The 15530-nt window shown below is 43.7% G+C and carries 14 protein-coding genes and 1 pseudogene; 5 read left to right on the top strand and 10 right to left on the bottom strand.

Features of this window, described 5'->3' with window-relative positions; translation table 11 throughout:
• Nucleotides 1–101: 101 nt before the first annotated feature.
• Nucleotides 102–1178: a choloylglycine hydrolase family protein gene (locus tag Q0465_RS04115; RefSeq protein WP_298613208.1), complete on the top strand. Its 1077-nt coding sequence runs from the start codon at nt 102–104 to the stop codon at nt 1176–1178.
• 257 nt (nt 1179–1435) lie between these two features.
• Here the strand turns inward: Q0465_RS04115 and crcB are convergent, their stop codons facing one another.
• The 10 genes and pseudogenes from crcB to Q0465_RS04065 all read right to left on the bottom strand — a co-directional run bounded on the left by crcB (nt 1436) and on the right by Q0465_RS04065 (nt 10306).
• Nucleotides 1436–1813 (bottom strand): fluoride efflux transporter CrcB, encoded by a 378-nt coding sequence (gene crcB / locus Q0465_RS04110; protein ID WP_298613205.1) that lies wholly within the window; start codon nt 1811–1813, stop codon nt 1436–1438.
• A 68-nt stretch (nt 1814–1881) separates the two neighbouring features.
• A complete protein-coding gene (locus tag Q0465_RS04105; protein WP_298613202.1) occupies nt 1882–3237 on the bottom strand; it encodes an MFS transporter in 1356 nt (451 codons plus the stop codon).
• A 273-nt stretch (nt 3238–3510) separates the two neighbouring features.
• On the bottom strand, nt 3511–4488 hold the full coding sequence (gene yut / locus Q0465_RS04100; protein ID WP_298613199.1) for an urea transporter: 978 nt from the start codon (nt 4486–4488) through the stop codon (nt 3511–3513).
• A 131-nt stretch (nt 4489–4619) separates the two neighbouring features.
• A complete protein-coding gene (locus Q0465_RS04095) occupies nt 4620–5540 on the bottom strand; it encodes an urease accessory protein UreD (RefSeq protein ID WP_298613196.1) in 921 nt (306 codons plus the stop codon).
• A 64-nt stretch (nt 5541–5604) separates the two neighbouring features.
• Nucleotides 5605–6255 carry an urease accessory protein UreG gene (gene ureG, locus Q0465_RS04090; RefSeq protein WP_298613193.1) on the bottom strand — a complete coding sequence of 217 codons (651 nt, stop codon included), beginning with the start codon at nt 6253–6255 and terminating at the stop codon, nt 5605–5607.
• Between the two features lie 72 nt (nt 6256–6327).
• Complete coding sequence (locus Q0465_RS04085; RefSeq protein WP_298613190.1) at nt 6328–7020, bottom strand: urease accessory protein UreF; 693 nt, start codon at nt 7018–7020, stop codon at nt 6328–6330.
• A gap of 39 nt (nt 7021–7059) precedes the next feature.
• The gene (ureE, locus tag Q0465_RS04080) at nt 7060–7653 is read right to left on the bottom strand and encodes an urease accessory protein UreE (protein ID WP_298613187.1); all 594 of its coding nucleotides are present in this window, start codon (nt 7651–7653) and stop codon (nt 7060–7062) included.
• Nucleotides 7654–7766: 113 nt separating this feature from the next.
• Nucleotides 7767–9485 (bottom strand): urease subunit alpha, encoded by a 1719-nt coding sequence (locus Q0465_RS04075; RefSeq protein WP_298613184.1) that lies wholly within the window; start codon nt 9483–9485, stop codon nt 7767–7769.
• A 141-nt stretch (nt 9486–9626) separates the two neighbouring features.
• Nucleotides 9627–9905 (bottom strand): annotated as a pseudogene (locus Q0465_RS13670) (urease subunit beta); the annotation flags it as partial.
• A 98-nt stretch (nt 9906–10003) separates the two neighbouring features.
• Nucleotides 10004–10306, bottom strand: coding sequence for an urease subunit gamma (locus Q0465_RS04065; RefSeq protein ID WP_009135872.1), 303 nt, complete (start codon nt 10304–10306; stop codon nt 10004–10006).
• A 286-nt stretch (nt 10307–10592) separates the two neighbouring features.
• Here Q0465_RS04065 and Q0465_RS04060 point away from each other — a divergent pair, with 286 nt between their 5' ends.
• The 4 genes from Q0465_RS04060 to Q0465_RS04045 are packed head-to-tail and all read left to right on the top strand — an operon-like array spanning nt 10593 to nt 15526.
• Nucleotides 10593–12641 (top strand): TonB-dependent receptor, encoded by a 2049-nt coding sequence (locus Q0465_RS04060; RefSeq protein WP_298613171.1) that lies wholly within the window; start codon nt 10593–10595, stop codon nt 12639–12641.
• Entirely contained in the window at nt 12638–13723 is a 1086-nt protein-coding gene (locus tag Q0465_RS04055; protein ID WP_298613168.1) for an ABC transporter substrate-binding protein, read from the top strand. Before Q0465_RS04060 ends, Q0465_RS04055 begins: the two co-directional genes overlap by 4 nt.
• Nucleotides 13713–14777 (top strand): iron ABC transporter permease, encoded by a 1065-nt coding sequence (locus Q0465_RS04050; protein ID WP_298613165.1) that lies wholly within the window; start codon nt 13713–13715, stop codon nt 14775–14777. Before Q0465_RS04055 ends, Q0465_RS04050 begins: the two co-directional genes overlap by 11 nt.
• On the top strand, nt 14768–15526 hold the full coding sequence (locus Q0465_RS04045; RefSeq protein ID WP_298613162.1) for an ABC transporter ATP-binding protein: 759 nt from the start codon (nt 14768–14770) through the stop codon (nt 15524–15526). Before Q0465_RS04050 ends, Q0465_RS04045 begins: the two co-directional genes overlap by 10 nt.
• Nucleotides 15527–15530: the final 4 nt, after the last annotated feature.

Below are 15530 nucleotides of genomic sequence, written 5' to 3'. Positions count from 1 at the left end.
AAAGGCCAAACCGATAAAGAAAGGACTGTTAGCTGAATATTTAACTTTAGGGATAGGTTTATCGTATAAAGTGTAAGTATTCAGCTAACAGTTCTATTTTTATGAAAAAAGGTATATTTGGTTTACTAATCTTTCTCTTCGGTTCTTTCAGCCTGTCCGAAGCCTGTACCGGAATTTCTTTCCGGTCTGAAGACGGATCCTGTATACTGGCTCGTACCATTGAATGGGGAGAAAGTATGCTTCCGAGTGAATATGTTATTTTGCCCAGAGGAGAAAAACAGACGGCTTATACTCCTGACGGAAAAAATGGTTTGACATTTGAAGTTCAGTACGGGGTAGTGGGGCTTGCCATTATTCAGAAAGAGTTTATTGCTGAAGGCCTGAATGAAGCGGGGCTTTCGGCAGGTTTATTTTATTTCCCCCGTTACGGAAGTTATGAAACCTATGATGCGGCACAAAGGGAAAAGACAATAAATGACTTACAGTTCGTCACCTGGATCTTGTCCCGCTTTGCCAGTATAGAAGAGGTCAAGACTGCCGTTGGAAAAATCAGGATTATCGGATTGGACGAACCCGGCACAACTTCTACGGTACATTGGCGGATCGGAGATGCTGCAGGGAAACAGGTTGTATTGGAAATTGTAGACGGAAAACCTCATTTTTACGAAAATGAAATAGGTGTATTGACGAATTCACCCGGTTTTCCGTGGCAGCTGACGAACTTAAATAATTATGTCAATCTTTATCCGGGAGGAGCTCCGCCGCAGCAGTTATCCGGATTGACCCTGAAGGCTTTTGGCGCAGGCTCGGGATTTCTGGGTATGCCGGGAGATGTTACTCCTCCGTCCCGTTTTGTAAGAGCTGCCTTTTACAAAGCTACGGCACCTCGTTTGCAAACGGCTGAAGCAACGGTTTTACAGGCTTTTCACATACTGAATAATTTCGATATTCCCATTGGGATTGAACATCCTCTGGGGAAAGCTCCGGATATTCCCAGTGCTACCCAATGGACTTCGGTAGTAGACCTGACAAACCGGAAAATATATTATAAAACAGCCTATAATAATACCATACGTTGCATTGCTATGGAAGATATTGATTTTAGTAAAGTAAAGTACCAGTCCCATCCGTTAGATTCTCATCCTGTACAACCGATAGAAAAGATTCAGATTCAATAAGGGATACAACCGGAATGATCCATTAAAATTCAATCTCTCGGAAAGTCTCTTTCGGTTTACTGTTGCTTCCCTTCCGGTTTATTTTCATCTGACGGTTCCCTGATAATAAAACTTCCGTTTCTGATAAAATGAGGGGTCAGGAACGGAAGTTTCGTTAATCAGTAAAAAATCAAACGGCTTACCTTGGAGTATATTACTCTGTTAGCTGAAAAACAATTTCCCGGATAATTGCCGGAAGCAGAGTGAAAAACCGTTTTTTATGCGGCTTTGATAAGGCTACGGCCCAGCCATACCAATACAATACCTAATACAATACTTAAAATCAGATAAGTGGAAAAATATCCCCAGTGTTTGTTTTGTATCAGTAAAAACATATCGTCGGCGAAAGAGGAAAAGGTAGTGAAACCTCCGCAAAAACCGGTGATGAGGAATATATTCATATTGGCGGAGATCAGATGGGCCTTCTCTGCCATTCCGAAGAAAATACCAATGACAAAACTTCCGATAATATTGACGGCAAAAGTGCCCCAGGGAAAAGGGGAAGTAAACATATAATGGGCAAGTTTTCCCACCAGATACCGGAGGCAGGTTCCGATAAATCCCCCTGCTCCTGCGATTAACATTGCTTTAAACATAATCTGTTATTTTTAAATTCAACAATTATTTTATTTTTTCCTTCATTTTAGCTTTTATTCTTTTCTTTTCAGCTTTTGTTTGTCTGTTTTAAGACTTTCGGACCGACAATCCAGGTGATGATTCCTCCGGTCAATAATATGGCGATTGCAACAATCAGTACCAGTTGACCTCCCCCTAGTTTTAACAGGGGAGGAATAATAAAAGTGGCGATAATGGCTCCTAATTTTCCCAGGGCTGAAGCGATTCCTTCACCGCTTGCCCTTTCCTGGAGGCTATAAATTCGGCTTGGAAGTTCAAAGGTGGACAAATGTGGTCCGGCATTGAGTGCCAGTTCGAACAACAGAAATCCTCCTAAAGTGATGCCGGGAGAGGTGTGGTATAGATAGCCCAATAAGGTGACAAGGAGTCCTGCAGCGCAAATAAAAAAACCTATGTATTGAGTATGAATAATGTTAAGCCGCCTTACGACAGTGAGGCCTAAAATAAAACCCAGCATGACAAAGAGATTGATATAGAGGGTAAAGCGGAAAGATTCCACGACTTTTTCAAATGGATTTTCTCCGCTGGGAACCAGTCCTAATGCGAGCAATAAGACCGGGGTAAATATACCGATTCCGTATACTCCCATTCCTTCGCATCCCCAGGGAATGCCACTCAGTATAATTCGTCTGATATTACTACGGGCGAATATGTCTTTGGCAGAAGCCTGGGGCTGTGCCGCCAGATCTTTTTTATTGGCCAGTTCCCCGATATAGACGTCCTTTCCCAGAAAATGTTTGATGTTTTTTTCCGCTTCCTGAACTTTCCCGTGCAGGGCCAGCCATTCCGGGCTTTCGACAAACCAAAACCGGGCCAGGAAAGCAAGTGCCGCAAATAAAGTGAGAAAAAGGAAAAGCCGGTTCCAGAGTGTCGGATCGGAGGAGTTTTTCAGGACAAACCATGCCACAAGGATCATCAGGATATTGCCTACACCTGAAGATGCTTTAGAAATTCCTAACATCGTTCTCCGCCATTTCTTTGGCATAATCTCTGAGACATAGGAAGGATCGAGGGCATATGCGCCGCCGATAGCCAATCCTATGATCAGTAAATTGAGGGTCAGAATGACGATGGAATGACTGAAACAGATCCATAAGGAGGCGCCGACGATAAGCAGGGGACAGAGCCGGAAAAAAAAGAGATATCCGTATTTGTCACTCAGTCGGCCGAATAACAGTGACCCGAGCATAATACCGGTCAAACCGGCCGAAAAAATAAATCCCTGAAGCCAGGAAGAAAGTTCCGGATGGTGTGTCATGGTAATCAGGGGGGCAATAACGCCTACTAATATGGCCAGTACACCTCCGAAAAATTGTCCGGCTGAGGCAATAATCAATATCCAGATATGCCCTCTGCGCAGGGGCATGTTGTCCATATTATACATACGCTGATCTGTTTAATTCAGTCCTCAAATGGAAAAATAGGGCAATCCCCTTGCTTTATACTTGCAAAATCTGTGGACTGAAGTTTTTTTCGATTTGACTGGTTCAGGCGTTTTTCAGATATCTTTAAAAACGGATGTACGGCGTTAAAGTTCCGGATTATTCTCCCCAACCTGAACCGCAGGTCGGGGAGTTATCCCATAGCTTAAATCGGGTACGGATCATTCGTTGTTGATGGGAACATTTTCCCGTTTAAACTTTTGAACTGTTTTCGATTATCCTTGTTGTAAAATCTTTTTGTCCAGTTTCAGATGCGGCCATAAGAATAACCAGGTGGCGACACAGAAGGGACCGGTCAAGGTGGGAATTCCGATAGGAGCAAAGAAGGTATCCATTCCTGCCTGAATGAATACAGTAGCAAAAATGCCCAGTAAAGCCCAGATTGCCGTGCGCCAGTTGACGTGATAGAATGTGGTGCCTAAAGCGATAGCTGTCAGTACGGGACTGAATCCGAACAAGCCGTTGGCGATGTCGCCTCCGTTGCATTGATAGAGGATTGCAACACATAAGGCCAGGGCCGAACCGATAGCTGCCCAAAGAGCAGCCCAGCGGCTGCTGATAAACAGACCTATCAGAAAAAGTACACCCGTTACCCATGAATTAATCAGGAATACCTGACTGATTCCTGTTAGCCAATAAATGACCAGACTTTTAAAACTGGTGTCAAAAGCAGTTGAAAAATTACCCGGTAATTCGGGAGCTCCTAAACCGGAGTCTGGTAATCCGTGCATAATCCGTGCCGCCATTAAGATGAACCAGGTGGTTAAAACAAAAGGGAAAGTAAACGAACTCACCTTATAAGGTGCCAGCAGGTGGTTCAGGCCTACCATTACCCAGGTTGTCATAGAGGAGAAGATGACGATGGCTAACCACATCAGAGGTACATTCCCGATGAAAGTCGGCAAAGCGCATCCAACGAGAATACCGTTAAATCCCCATAAACCATCTAATCCTTTTTCTGCCGGATATTTCAGTAAGTAACCGGTAATCGTGGACATAAATGTACCGACTACAGCTCCCCAGGCGACAGCGGGCATATGGGCAGCATAGGCCCCATAAAAAATTCCCGCCAGGAAGAATATACCGGTCCAGACATTTCCCTGGAACATTACCTGACCGGCTCCCTTAAAATACAATTTGAAAAAACCGGGCGAAAAGACTGCCGGTAGTTTCGGTGTAGTTGTTGTTTCCATAAGCTATTCGTTTATAAGGTATATACTTTCGTTTGAGCTTTTATGATATGTGTTGAACGGATTTTCCCCGGATGAGACTGCATGGCAATCAGGCGTTTATCGTTTGTTCTCTTCCCCCTATTTTTGTCTTCCTATCGCCATATAAATTCTTGCGGTATAGGTTTCCCTTTGATTTGCATACGGACGATAGAGCCGAATTCGCGGACAATCCTTTTTACCGGTTGGGTCTCTTCGCCCAATACCTTAAATATTAATCCGCATTGATTCGGAAGATAACTGATACCGGCAGCCAGCCGTCTGTCCCGGTTGATAAAGGCCTGAGTTTTGGCATAAATTTCGGCAGCGTCTTTTTCAGGGGTGAGCACGATTACATTGGCGAATACATCATAATGATGCATAATACCTATGGGACGTACACTCTTCTCTTTAGGGGAAGCTACCATCTTTTCCCGGAAAAGCGGAGTCCCGCCGGGACGGTGTGCTTCGGTACAAATGGAGAGCAGATCGTAAACAAAAAGCTCACCGTCTTTGTAATATTTACGCCCTCCGTTGTAAATCTCAGCGTAAAAAAGAGTGGCTGAAGGTGCGATTTCGATTACCGTATCGGTGATATAACGACTGTTCCGGCAGGGAATTGTCGGTTCCGGAATATATTCCAGGTAAGCATCTTCTTCCAGTATGAAATTTTGCTTTAGTCCGGAGAAATTATAGGCCATTTCAGCTATTTTCGTAGCTGCTCCCGTGGAAATATGGGCGAAGGAGCCCTGTTTGAGTGTGAATTTATTTTCGTAGCGGTCTCCGTCAATATTGGGACCTCCGGAAGATAAAATATATACACAGGGCATTTCCGGCATTGCTTCATCGAAATAAAGTTCCTGTTGTACGATGAGGGGAGCATGCCGGGTCCACTCACGCATAATCGATTTTCCTTCACGGGTAAGTTCGAACACCAGATCCAATAATCCGCATTTACCCGGAGCCCCGACACGCATGGCTTTCGGTTCTGCCAGGTAAGGATGTACTTCTCTGCATTGTGTGAAATCTGTTATCATAGGTTTCTGAATTGCCGGTTGCTATTTATTTTAAGTAGGGTATTTTCCCTTTTCAAGTGAGTTTTTACTGGTAGATTTGTTCTACTTCTTTTTGGGAAATACGGTCGAACAGGGCCATGTCGCGGATCAAACCGACAAGTTCCCTAATGCCTTCGCCGGTCATGCAGTTGGTAAAGACAAAAGGTTTCCCGGGGCGCATTGCTTCCGAATCGCGCCGCATAACTTCCAAATCTGCATGTACATAAGGGGCCAGATCCGTTTTATTGATCACCAGTATGTCGGAATAAGAGATGCCCGGTCCGTCTTTACGCGGGATTTTATCGCCTGCCGCCACGTCTATGACATAAATAAAAAAGTCGACCAATGCCGGACTAAAAGTCAGGGTAAGGTTATCACCTCCGGATTCAATTAAGACGATGTCGCTATCCGGAAATTTGGCCTCCATTTCTTCGACAGCGGCAATATTCATAGAAGGGTCTTCCCGTACCGCTGTATGGGGGCAAGCTCCGGTTTCTACTCCGATAATCCGGTCTTCCGCCAGATAACCTTTCAGCATTTTACGTACGTGCTTGGCATCTTCCGTGGTTACAATATCATTTGTGATAATCAGAACTTTCAAACCTAGTTTTAAGAAATAAGGGGTTATCGCTTCTATTAAGGCGGTTTTACCTGAACCTACCGGTCCGCCGACTCCGATTCTGCATGTATTACTCATATCATTTTATTGTGTTGTGGATCATTGAATATCCGTTGTTTTACTTTTAATTGAAAACTTCTGATAAGGCTATTAATTCATAAACATTCTCATTTTCCCTTTTTCGTGTATAGCGGCCAGAATGTCCATTTCCGGGACAAAAGCTCTCATGTCATCAAAGGTCATATCTTTTATTGTTTCATAATCAGAATGAACGGTTGAGCATAATTTATAGAGAATTTGCTGGGTTTCGTAATGCGAGACTTTAATACAACGTAAGGCTGCATTCAGGATCATATTGATAATTCCATAGGCAATCGCTGCAAAAAGTTCTTTTTCCCCCAGTCCATTTTGCTGAAAAAAAATAGACTGGGCTATGGGATAAGTTCCCGGAGTAAGGTGCTGGCGGATGTCCGTCAGCCATTTTTCCATCAAAGGATTGTATGCAATCTGTGAACTGATTTCAGCCATTTTTTTCCCCATACGGGTAAGCATCAATCTGGCTTCCGCATTCATTTTACAAAGGATGATCTGTTGGTCCGCCTTGCGGATAAGCGGGTAGTTGTCTTGGGCTGCAGCCCGGAACCCGATCAGGGCGGCGATAGCGTCGCTGTATACTGTCTGTTCTAAAGCTGTCCGTGTATATTGCTCCAAAGTTCCGGCGTCGTATACTATGCCTTCAAATGCTGCCGATTCCAGTCCGTTTGAAAAAGAGAATGTGCCTACAGGAAAAGCGGAATCGGAAAATTCGAGAAGCCGCATCATCTTGGTTATTTCATCGATCATAGTTTTGATTTTTCGGTATGTATTTTAATTGAAATGATCTTAGTGGTGATGGTGAACTTCTGTTTCAGTTCCGGAAGGATGATGGAGATGACTGATTTCCTGAGAGCTTCCTCCGAAAAGCTTCCGGATTTCATGAGGGGCCAGAAAAGGAATAACCTCCTGACCGGGCTGGAATTCGTAAGTAATATCTTCAAAGCGGTGAGTATCCATGACGCTCATCATCACTTTTTTATCCACTGTCAGGGGAACATATACTTTTGTATTTTTCACAATGGCTGGCCAGTGTTGGTTACCGATTGCATGTCCCAGTTCAACACAACGGCGGATTATTTCTGCCGGTTCTTTCCGGGCGATTTTTTGTAAATCGATAATTAATACGGGTTTTAATTCGATGCGGATCACCAGGGCTGTATTTTCATTGGCATTGTATTCCAGAATATCCCCGTTTTCTACCTGGGAATGGCGTTTCAGGGCGACGGCGTATTCCGAACCCTTTTCATCCCGGGCAATAAAACGGCTTTTTTGGGCGGTCCACTGATCCAGAGGAAGATATTCGATTTTAGCTTTTTCCAATTTATCGGTCCAGCTTTTGTCTGTATAGAGATTACCGATAATTTCAGAGAATATTTTCATAAAGGTGATTTTAAAAATTGAAAGAGGATGATGGAGAATGATTTTTGTTAAAAGAGCCTGAAGATCAGGTTGAGTTCTTTTTTCAACAGCTTCAGGCTCTTCACGGATAGGTGTTAACTGAACCAGTATAATTGTGCTAAAGCGAATTTTTTAGCCGTTGGTACATATGCACTCTTTCCGTCTACTAATACTTCAAATGTTTCGGGATTGATGTCAATTTTCGGCATGTTCCCGTTAAGTACCATATGGTGTTTCCCAATTTGACGGCAACCGTGTACAGGATAAACGATTCTTTCCAATCCGTATTTTTCTTTAATTCCCAGATCATGTGCGGCACGGGAAACGAAAGAAACACAAGTATCCGGTAAAGCCTTTCCGAAGCTTCCGTACATGGGCCGGTAGTATACAGGCTGCGGAGTCGGTAAGGAAGCATTCGGATCCCCCATATTTGCCCAGTTAATAATACCGCCCTTGAGGACTAATTTCGGTTTGGTGCCGAAAAATTGCGGTTCCCATAATACTAAATCGGCCATTTTCCCTTTTTCGACCGATCCGAGAAGATCGGAGAAACCGTAGGTAAGGGCCGGATTGATCGTCAGTTTTGCCAGATAACGCAATACCCGGAAATTATCGTTGTCGGGAGAATCTTCTTCCAGTTTGCCTCTTACTTGTTTCATGTAATCAGCCATTTGGAAAGCACGCATAAAGTTTTCACCAACCCGTCCCATTGCCTGGGAGTCGGAAGAAATCATAGAAATTACGCCCAGATCGTGCAATACATTTTCTGCAGCTTGTGTTTCGGGACGTACCCGGCTTTCTGCGAAGGAAACATCTGAAGGAATCTTGGGATTCAGATTGTGGCAAACCATGATCATATCGAACAATTCTGCCTGGGAATTAATTCCGAAAGGAAGAGTCGGGTTCGTGGAGGAAGGCAGTACGTTGGCTAAAGAGGCTACTTTCAGTAAGTCCGGAGCATGCCCCCCGCCTGCGCCTTCTGTATGGTAAGTATGTATGGTCCTTCCGTCGATAGCGGCAATAGTGTCCTCTACAAATCCGCTTTCATTCAGGGTATCGGTATGGATGGCTACCTGTACATCCCATTCGTCAGCCATTTTCATCGTAGCGCGGATAGCTGCCGGCGTACTTCCCCAGTCTTCGTGGATCTTGAATCCGCAAACACCGGCCATAACCTGTTCATAAAGAGGCCTGGCGACAGAGCAGTTTCCTTTGCCTAAGAAACCGTAATTTACCGGCAGGCCTTCAATGGCTTGCAACATGCGTTTGATATTCCAGGGCCCGGCAGTAATGGTAGTACCGTTGGAACCGTCAGTCGGTCCGACCCCTCCTCCGACCAGGGTGGTCACTCCGTTGCTCAGACAGGCGTAGGCTTGCTGGGGTGCAATCATGTGAACGTGTCCGTCTATAGCCGCCGCCGTCAGTATCAAATGCTCTCCGGAGATGGCATCGGTGGCAGCTCCCGTTACCAATTCGGGAGAAACACCTTGCATTGTATTTGGGTTACCGGCTTTTCCGATCCCGGCAATTTTACCGTCTTTGATCCCTACATCAGCTTTGATAACTCCCAATTTAGGATCGATAATGGTTACATTGGTGATAACCAGGTCCAGTGTCCCCCCTTCAGAAGTGGTGGTGTTAGCCAGCCCCATACCGTCGCGGAGAGTTTTACCTCCACCGTACATAATTTCGTCTCCGTATACACAAAGGTCTTTTTCTACCTCAACATAAAGCTGAGTGTCACCGAGGCGGATTTTATCTCCGACGGTTGGGCCGTAAAGGTCATTATATTGTTGTCTTGATATTGTTGCCATAATGCTTTATTTTTTTTGTTTATTTTGGAAGTCGGCTTCCGCCTGTGACTCATTGATATCTTTGAAACCCAGTTTTTTTACTCTTGCGATGGCGCGGATACGTTCCGGGAAATAGGTCGGGGCATCTTCGCCTCCGGTATACCCCTGTACCAGACCATTGAACCCCATGACATAGCGTTTGCCGGCATAAGCAACCACTTCGACCTCTTTCTCGTCTCCGGGTTCAAAACGAACGGCTGTCGTAGCCGGAATGTTCAGGTGACACCCGTAAGCAGCAGCCCGGTCAAATTGTAAATAACGGTTTACTTCGAAAAAATGGAAATGGGAGCCTACCTGAATGGGACGGTCGCCCGTATTGTGTACGACTAATTTAGCCGTATATCTGTTTTCATTATAAGTGATCGGAGTATCGGACAGGATTTCTCCCCCTACAGGTACATGTTGCTGAGGGGTAAACCCGGGTGTAATCGGCTCTTGTGCCGGTGCTTGTGTTTTTTTGTTATCTTCCATAGTGCTCTTTATTTAATAGGTTGGTGGATACTGACCAGACGACTTCCGTCCGTAAAAACAGCTTCTACTTGTATCAGAGAAATCATTTCTGCTACACCTTCCATTACATCGTCCTTGGTCAAAACTTTGGTGGAATCGGTCATAACTTCTTCCAGGGTTTTTCCTTCCCGTGCTCCTTCCAGAGCTGCGGAACTAATGTAAGCTACAGCTTCAGGATAATTCAGTTTCAGTCCTTTTGCTTTGCGTCGTTCGGCAATGGCACCTAGAGACAAAAGCATAAGCTTGTCGATTTCTTTTGGAGTTAAGTGCATATTCTTTTGTATTTAGTTAGTAAAAAAGAAAATTCTGATGTGTAATAATCAGATTTTAAAGTATCACTGATTCTATACGCTCCGGAATACAACTTGTTTCATTTATTAATGATAATAAACAGAAAATTGTTCTAATTAATTGTATTTGACATTCTTGTCAGTTTAGATTTGAGAAAAGTCAGAAAAATGAAATACATATAAGGATATTTTTTGGAAAATTTTTATCAACGATTTTAAACTTTTCAAATAAGATGCCGTATGAGTTAAGAAATTTAAATGAATGAGTATGAATAAAAAATATCTTTTTATTTTCCCTTTTTTATTTTTTACTATGATGGTTTGTGCTCAGCGTCAGGATGTAGATACGACTCTGCGGCTGGAGGAAGTGGTGGTGACCGGATCCCGTTCGGCTAGAAATTTAAGCCAGAGCCCCGGACGTATTGATGTGATCACCCCCCGGGTATTACAGAATAGCCCGGCTCAGAGTATAGACGATATACTGACGATGATTTCAGGGGTAAATACTACCCGTTCCAATGGAATAGTCGATATGCATACCAATGTGAGCATACGGGGATTATCCGGAGACGAACAGGGCCGTACCTTAGTTCTGTTTGACGGGGTCCCGATCAATACTTCCGATGAAGGATCTGTTAACTGGAACAGCCTCCATATGGATAATATTCAACGGATAGAAGTTTTTAAAGGACCGGGATCTTCCCTCTACGGCAATAATGCCATGGGAGGGGTGATTAACATTATCAGCAAAAAAGCCCGCCAACCCCTTTCGGTAAATGCTTCAGCATCCTACGGCTCTCTGAACACCTGTTTAGCCAGTTTGGGGATATCCAGTAAACTCAGCGATAAATTTTCGGTTTTTCTTTCCGGTTATTATAACCGGAGTGACGGTTTCAACAATATCCCCGACAGTTTACGTACCGTACCGGATTATAGTGTACCCCGGTTTATGAAAGAAAGGGGTATTTATGGAAAAGTTTTATTCAGTCCCGACTCTTTGTTTAATGTCGATTTAGCCTGCGATTTATTCCGGGACAAAAGGGGAGAAGGAGAAAAGATTCAGGCGCCGGACGGGGAATACCGCCACTTCAATCACAACCGGCTGCAAGGAAGATTTTACGGAGAAAAACGGAAATTTCATTATAGTATGGCCCTTTATTTTCAACGACAGAATTATTTTCGTATTGACGAACGAATGAAAAAAGAGGTTTACCAGCGGTTTGACGTAAAATCCCATCGGGATGACTGGGGAGGGATCCTGAGTATCGGTTTTACCGGGAAACGGAATAATTTCAGCATAGGAGCTGAATATAAAGAGGGGAGCGTAGATGGAGGAGACCATTATGTGACTTCACCGGATAAAGTTTTAAACCGCGGGACAATGACTTTTGTTGCCGTATTTGCTCAGGAAGAGTTTTCTTTTTTAAAGGAAAAATTCTGGCTACAACTTGCTGTTCGTTACGATAATGCTTTTTTCCATGAGGGATGGTTCGAAGCGACAGGGGACGCAGTTGCCGATTTCGATACTTACAACGGAAATTTGAAAAATAATCGTTGGGAACATATTTCTCCCCGGGTAGCCTTACGTTTTAATCCGGGTAAACGTGTTTCCGCTTATGTTTCCTATTCACAGGGGTTCCGCGCTTCTATTCTGGACGATTTATGCCGTTCCGGCTGGATGTGGATCGGACCTAAAATTGCCAATCCCGCTTTGGGACCGGAGACATTGGATAATTATGAAATCGGTGGGACTTTTTATATTTTCCGGAATTTGTCACTGGCCCCTTCACTCTATTATGCAGAAGGAAAAGATTTTCTGTATTATGTCGCTACGGGAGAAAAATTATGGGGAAAACAAGATATTTACCAACGTCAGAATATCTCTAAAGTACACGTAAAAGGGATAGAGACCGATCTGAACTATAATTCTTCTTTCGGATTGGCGGTCAATCTGAATTATTCTTATAATGAGTCGAAAGTAAAGGAGTTTGACGAGCGTCCGGAATTAAATAATAAGGTACTGACTTATGCCCCCAAACATCAGGTGAAAGGAGCCTTGATGTGGACTGGAGGTATAGTAGATGCCACCCTCCGGGGACGCTATAAAACGAAACAATATACGACGGAAGACAATCAGGCTTCGATTGCCGGATTTTCAACCTGGGATATCCAGCTTTCCAAATGGTTTTTTAAACGCCGTTTGTATGTGGGAGGAGAGATGATCAATGTTTTCGATAACCGTCATATGAATACCAAAGATTATAGGTCTGCAGGCAGACTGATGAATGTTAAACTAGCAATCCATCTATCAAAATGAGAAAATTTTATTATATTTTCCTGTTATTACTCGTATTTGGCTGTAATGCAAAATCAGGAAAAAATGTTGCTTCTACCCGTAAAGTGACAGATGCACTGGGGAGAGAAGTTATTATTCCGGACACCGTAAACCGGGCTGTTTGTATACGGGCCTCTGCTATCCGTTTGGTGACCTATGCCGGAGGTGTTCCTTTTATTTGCGGTGTGGAAGAGCAGGAAACCCGGGAGAATGTCTTTACCCATCTCCTGGCTTATCCCGAGTTGGGGGAAAAACCGGTGATCGGTCCGCAGATGGGAGGGGATGCGGAATTGATTATGTCGGTTCATCCGGACGTTATCTTTATGTCTTCGACCACAACCGGAGATGCAGACGATTTACAAAGGCGTACCGGGATTCCGGTTATTACGCTGGAATATGGGGATATAGGACCCAAACGGAAGACTTTTTATGCGTCCTTGCGTTTGATCGGAGAGGTGCTGCATACCGGGGAAAGGGTGGACTCACTGATTACTTATACAGAGGATCAGATTGCCGAACTTCAACAGAGGACACAACAGAAAGGGGAAAGTAAACGGGTATATGTGGGAGGAATTGCTTATAAAGGTTTAAAAGGAATTACGTCGACTGATCCCTATTATGCGGCTTTCGGTTTCCTGGGGGTCGATAACGTTGCCTCTGCAATCGATTCTGCTTATGTATCTCCGATTTCCGGTACTTATATCGATTGGGAACAGTTGGCCGATTGGGATCCGGAAGTCATATTTATAGATTGCTCCGGTTGGCCTTTGGTATGCGAGGATTTTAAAAACCGGGAACAGTTAAATCAGTTATTAACAGCCTACCGGAATCAGCAGATCTACTCTCTTTGGCCTTATAATAACAACCATACCAATTTTGAAGTAATGCTGATTAATGCCTGGTATGCAGGGAAAGTGCTTTTCCCCGGGCAGTTTCAGGACATTTCTATGACAGATAAAACGGATGAGATTCTGGTAGAGTTTGTCGGACAACCCATCGGTCAGAAATTACGTAAAAAATGGGGGGATTACCAGAACCTATTAACGGAAAATCATGAGCGATGAGGTATTAATTCAATATAAACGTTACCGGGCGCGTAATAAACGATTTATTCTTTTTATTTTAATATTGTTGGTTCTGATAGGAGGAATGGCCCTGATGGCTGGTTCCCACTGGATTGGGGGAAGAGAGATAGCCGCTTTATTCCGGGGAGAAGGAGCAGTGCTGGACTACCAGATTCTGCTGAATATTCGTTTACCCCGGGTTTTGGCTGCTGTGATAACCGGGACCATTCTTTCAACTTCCGGCTCCATTATGCAGATATTACTCCGGAATCCTTTGGCTTCCCCTTATACCTTAGGTATTTCCAATGCAGCAGCTTTTGGGGCTTCTTTCGGGATTGTATTCCTCGGAGCGGGAAGCAGCATCGCCCGCTCTTCGGATTTGTTTATGATCACAAATCCTTATTTAGTTACGATCGCTGCTTTTTTGGGAAGTTTATTGGGACTGGCTATTATTTTAACAATTATAAAAGTGAAACAGGCTTCCGTGGAAACAATTATTCTGTCAGGAGTAATTATCAATTCTTTATTTGGGGCAGGGATTGCTGTTATGCAATATGTGGCCGATAATGTACAACTGGCTTCTATCGTTTTCTGGACATTCGGGGATTTAGGCCGGGGAGATTGGTATAAACTGATTTTTATGTTAATTGTTTTGTTTCCCGCTATGCTTTATTTTTATATAAAACGTTGGGATTATAAAGTATTGTGTTCAGGAGATGATTATGCAAAAAGTATGGGAGTTAATCCGCAGCAAACCCGGATTGCCGGATTGGTGGTTACTTCTTTGTGTACAGCTATCGCTGTGTCTTTTTTCGGCGTAATCGCTTTTGTCGGATTGGTCGTACCTCATATTGTAAGGAAATGTATAGGAGACAATGAGGAGTTTTTAATTACAGGTTCTGCTGTTTTTGGCGGAATGTTTTTACTCTTATGCGATACGGTTGCGCGGACGATTATTTCTCCTATTATTTTACCTGTCGGAATATTGACGTCTTTTTTGGGAGTTCCCTTGTTTCTGTTTTTGATTACCCGGAGGAAAATGAGATGCGAATAAAAGTAAATCATATCTTTTTTAGCTATAATGAGCTTCAGGCCTTGAAAGATATCAGTTTTGAGGTAGACACGGGAGATATGCTGGCTATTATAGGGCAGAACGGTTCCGGTAAAAGTACTTTATTGAAATGCATGAACCGTATATTAAAAGTAAATAAGGGAAGTATCGAAATTAATGAACGCCCTCTGACCTCCTTTTCTCCGGCTAAATTGTCCCAGATCATGGCTTATATTCCCCAGACAGAGGAAACCCTAACAGGACTTACCGTTTTTGATACCGTATTGTTGGGACGTAAACCCTATATAAGCGGTAAACCTTCACAGACTGATCTGGAATTTGTGTCTGAGTTATTGTTTCGTCTGGAGTTGGAAGAAGAAGCCATGCGTACCTTGAATACGCTGAGCGGAGGACAGCAACAAAGGGTGTTCATTGCCCGGGCGCTGGCTCAGCAACCTTCTATTCTTTTACTGGATGAACCCATTGCCAATCTGGATATTTACCATCAGATGAAAGTAATGAAGCTCTTGCAACAACTCTCAGCAGAAGGGATAACTGTAATTATTACCATTCACGATATCAATATGGCAGCCCGTTTTTGCAATAAAGCTTTGATGTTGAAAGGAGGGACGGTTTTTGCTTGCGGAGATCAGTCTGTTTATATCTCGGAAAACATAGGTCATTTGTATGATATACAGGTGGAAGTGGTCCGTTATAAGGACAATATTTGTATTATTCCGCGAAATATATAAACTG

Source organism: uncultured Odoribacter sp., from assembly GCF_937966165.1.
GTDB lineage: Bacteria > Bacteroidota > Bacteroidia > Bacteroidales > Marinifilaceae > Culturomica.
The sequence above is the reverse complement of the archived record's forward strand: the minus strand, read 5'-3'. Positions and strand labels throughout refer to the sequence as shown.

Coding starts and splice junctions, on each gene's coding strand:
- Q0465_RS04045 (WP_298613162.1), top strand. CDS start 14,768: ATGCGAATAAAAGTAAATCATATCTTTTTTAGCTATAATGAGCTTCAG.
- Q0465_RS04050 (WP_298613165.1), top strand. CDS start 13,713: ATGAGCGATGAGGTATTAATTCAATATAAACGTTACCGGGCGCGTAAT.
- ureG (WP_298613193.1), bottom strand. CDS start 6,255: ATGAGTAATACATGCAGAATCGGAGTCGGCGGACCGGTAGGTTCAGGT.
- crcB (WP_298613205.1), bottom strand. CDS start 1,813: ATGTTTAAAGCAATGTTAATCGCAGGAGCAGGGGGATTTATCGGAACC.
- ureE (WP_298613187.1), bottom strand. CDS start 7,653: ATGAAAATATTCTCTGAAATTATCGGTAATCTCTATACAGACAAAAGC.
- Q0465_RS04055 (WP_298613168.1), top strand. CDS start 12,638: ATGAGAAAATTTTATTATATTTTCCTGTTATTACTCGTATTTGGCTGT.
- yut (WP_298613199.1), bottom strand. CDS start 4,488: ATGGAAACAACAACTACACCGAAACTACCGGCAGTCTTTTCGCCCGGT.
- Q0465_RS04065 (WP_009135872.1), bottom strand. CDS start 10,306: ATGCACTTAACTCCAAAAGAAATCGACAAGCTTATGCTTTTGTCTCTA.
- Q0465_RS04075 (WP_298613184.1), bottom strand. CDS start 9,485: ATGGCAACAATATCAAGACAACAATATAATGACCTTTACGGCCCAACC.
- Q0465_RS04060 (WP_298613171.1), top strand. CDS start 10,593: ATGAATAAAAAATATCTTTTTATTTTCCCTTTTTTATTTTTTACTATG.
- Q0465_RS04085 (WP_298613190.1), bottom strand. CDS start 7,020: ATGATCGATGAAATAACCAAGATGATGCGGCTTCTCGAATTTTCCGAT.
- Q0465_RS04095 (WP_298613196.1), bottom strand. CDS start 5,540: ATGATAACAGATTTCACACAATGCAGAGAAGTACATCCTTACCTGGCA.
- Q0465_RS04115 (WP_298613208.1), top strand. CDS start 102: ATGAAAAAAGGTATATTTGGTTTACTAATCTTTCTCTTCGGTTCTTTC.
- Q0465_RS04105 (WP_298613202.1), bottom strand. CDS start 3,237: ATGTATAATATGGACAACATGCCCCTGCGCAGAGGGCATATCTGGATA.